General features: G+C 44.7%; 9 protein-coding genes. 8 read left to right on the forward strand and 1 reads right to left on the reverse strand.

What is annotated here, in order from left to right:
• The first annotated feature begins 79 nt into the window (after positions 1–79).
• The 7 genes from MAGTDC_RS05630 (at position 80) to MAGTDC_RS04815 (ending at position 1,308) form a co-directional block, all read left to right on the forward strand.
• Positions 80–205, forward strand: coding sequence for a hypothetical protein (locus tag MAGTDC_RS05630; protein ID WP_278046854.1), 126 nt, complete (start codon positions 80–82; stop codon positions 203–205).
• A complete protein-coding gene (locus MAGTDC_RS04805; protein WP_192573124.1) occupies positions 184–333 on the forward strand; it encodes a hypothetical protein in 150 nt (49 codons plus the stop codon). The genes MAGTDC_RS05630 and MAGTDC_RS04805 overlap by 22 nt, the downstream gene beginning before the upstream one ends.
• Positions 296–481, forward strand: a complete 186-nt coding sequence (locus tag MAGTDC_RS02580; RefSeq protein ID WP_146656918.1) for a hypothetical protein — start codon at positions 296–298, stop codon at positions 479–481. The genes MAGTDC_RS04805 and MAGTDC_RS02580 overlap by 38 nt, the downstream gene beginning before the upstream one ends.
• On the forward strand, positions 456–611 hold the full coding sequence (locus MAGTDC_RS04810) for a hypothetical protein (protein ID WP_192573126.1): 156 nt from the start codon (positions 456–458) through the stop codon (positions 609–611). The genes MAGTDC_RS02580 and MAGTDC_RS04810 overlap by 26 nt, the downstream gene beginning before the upstream one ends.
• A gap of 70 nt (positions 612–681) precedes the next feature.
• The gene (locus tag MAGTDC_RS02585; protein ID WP_192573127.1) at positions 682–891 is read left to right on the forward strand and encodes a hypothetical protein; all 210 of its coding nucleotides are present in this window, start codon (positions 682–684) and stop codon (positions 889–891) included.
• Entirely contained in the window at positions 816–1,154 is a 339-nt protein-coding gene (locus MAGTDC_RS02590; protein ID WP_192573128.1) for a hypothetical protein, read from the forward strand. The genes MAGTDC_RS02585 and MAGTDC_RS02590 overlap by 76 nt, the downstream gene beginning before the upstream one ends.
• A 10-nt stretch (positions 1,155–1,164) precedes the next feature.
• On the forward strand, positions 1,165–1,308 hold the full coding sequence (locus tag MAGTDC_RS04815; RefSeq protein ID WP_192573129.1) for a hypothetical protein: 144 nt from the start codon (positions 1,165–1,167) through the stop codon (positions 1,306–1,308).
• Here the strand turns inward: MAGTDC_RS04815 and MAGTDC_RS04820 are convergent.
• Complete coding sequence (locus MAGTDC_RS04820; protein WP_192573130.1) at positions 1,293–1,691, reverse strand: GreA/GreB family elongation factor; 399 nt, start codon at positions 1,689–1,691, stop codon at positions 1,293–1,295. The genes MAGTDC_RS04815 and MAGTDC_RS04820 overlap by 16 nt on opposite strands.
• Positions 1,692–1,738: 47 nt before the next feature.
• On the opposite strand from MAGTDC_RS04820, the gene MAGTDC_RS04825 reads away from it, so the two are divergent.
• The coding region (locus MAGTDC_RS04825) for a hypothetical protein (protein ID WP_192573131.1) at positions 1,739–2,033 on the forward strand (295 nt) is incomplete at its 3' end.

Raw genomic sequence — 2,033 nt, forward strand, 5'->3', positions numbered from 1 at the left:
AGATTGGAGGAGGAAAGGTCAGTGTTGAGGTTCGGATGTTGGCTACGGAGGTGGACGTTGGCAACGTTGTGGTAGGTAGATGGAGGTTGGGGATGGAGATTTAGATCGATGTCAGTTCGGATGGGACCCTCAGGTCAAGTTCCTCATCTGATGTACCCCTTCGTTGGGGGTAATCATCGGAGGTTGGTTGGTCGGTTGGAGTTAGGTTCGGAGATTTGTTACAACGTTGTGACCTTCGGGTCGGGATCTCGATGGATGGGTGTTGGGTTTGGTTTGGCCCCTGGAGAGGGGCATCATGACAAGGAGGTGGAGGATGGAGATGGATTTGGTTAACGGGGTTCGAACGTTGGTGGTGGGATTAAGATGTGTTAGGAGGTTAGAGAGGGTTGGATCCTTGAATCGATTGAGATGTCGATGGTGGTTCGTCGATGCAGGTTTGTTGGGTTCGTTGGAGGTTGGTCGGAACGTTGGCGTTGGGTAGGTGTCATGGGTGTTTGAGTTGGATGTTGAGAAGAGATTGGTGTAGGTTGAGATCGATGGGGTTGGAGGTATGGGATCCCATGAATGGAGGTTGGAATAATTGGTTGGGGTTTGGTTGATGGTTTTGTTAGGTGGTTGGAGTGTGGACGTTGGAATGGAACAACGTTTGGACGTTGTTAATCAGAACAGGTTTGAGGTAGGATGATGGAGGTTGTTTTTGTTGGTGGGAGGATAGTGATGGGGTTGGGAGGATGTTGTGGTGAGTTATTAGGGATGGTTGCTATGAGGGAGGGTGTTTGATGGATTGGGTGATGGTTGATTGGGGTTAAACATCGATGATGGGACTTGACCTATGGGAGGGTAGGGTTTGGGTGTTGGCTAAGCATGGAACAGCCAATATCAGGTTGATAGAGAACAACAGAGGCCTCAGATGAGGGCTAGGATTAGGTTTAATCTCTTGGTGAGGTGGTTGTTTCCGAATCGGGAACATACTTGTTGGTTTAGTTTTTGTATTCGAGATGTTAGGATGGTTTTGGTTGATCTTATCAGGTCGATGAGCTCTAGGCTTCCGGAGTCTAAATGTTTGAGGATTAGTGTTTTGAGATCTTTGATGAGGGGATTGTTGGTCATCGTTTGTGTTGGGGATGTTGAGGTATGGGGATGGTTTGAGTTAATGGGGTGTAATTGGAGGTTGGGGATGATATATTGATAAGTTATTATGGGATGTTGGGATGGGGATGTTGGGATGAGGATATTGAAGGAGGTAAATGCAGGTTAATGGTGGGGATGGGTTGGGTGTTTATGTTTGTTGGTTATATTTTATGGTAAATGGTTATTATTTTGTAGATGGTTGGGATGCCGGAGGTAATTAATACAAATTTGTCAGATCTTTTCTTGAAGAGGAGTTCTTTGGTTGTTTTTGGAGATAGATTAACATTTGTTGAATTGGTTGTTACTTTGTTGTTATCTTCGATAGTGAGTATTATGATAACATTTTGTTTGGTTTTAGCAATAACCGTACAATTTAGACCGATTCGGTTTGATGTTGGTGTTTCATTTGCTATTGTAGCTGTGATTAGAGTTGATTTTATTTCGTTAATCTTTGATTCGTTGTGTTTACTATCAGATTTGATGTTCTGATAGTCTGCATTTTCGGAGAGGTCACCTAAGGATCTTGTTGACTTGAGTTGGTATCTCAGTTTTGGTCTCAAGGTTTGTTCTCGTCAGTTTAGTTGTTTTATTAGAGAAGTGTAATGGTTTGTGGTTAATTTGATCCATCTTTGGTTGGAGGATGAGGTTGGTTTCAGAGATGTCGGTTGGTGGTGTGGATGTTGGAGGATGGATGAACGGTGCTTGCTTCGGTCGTAATAAATGGGGCTGCTGGGGCAGCATGGATGTTGAAGTAGGGATGTGGAACAACGGGATTGGAGATGTTTGGAGGTTGTTGGGATCGAAGAAGAGGTGGTTGGAGGTTGGAGGGATGGGAACAGGGAGGTCATGAGGAGGGTTGTTGAGAGAAATGATTCAAGGTTGGAACGGACATTGAAGATCCG

The sequence above is a fragment of the Candidatus Hodgkinia cicadicola genome, assembly GCF_002774925.1.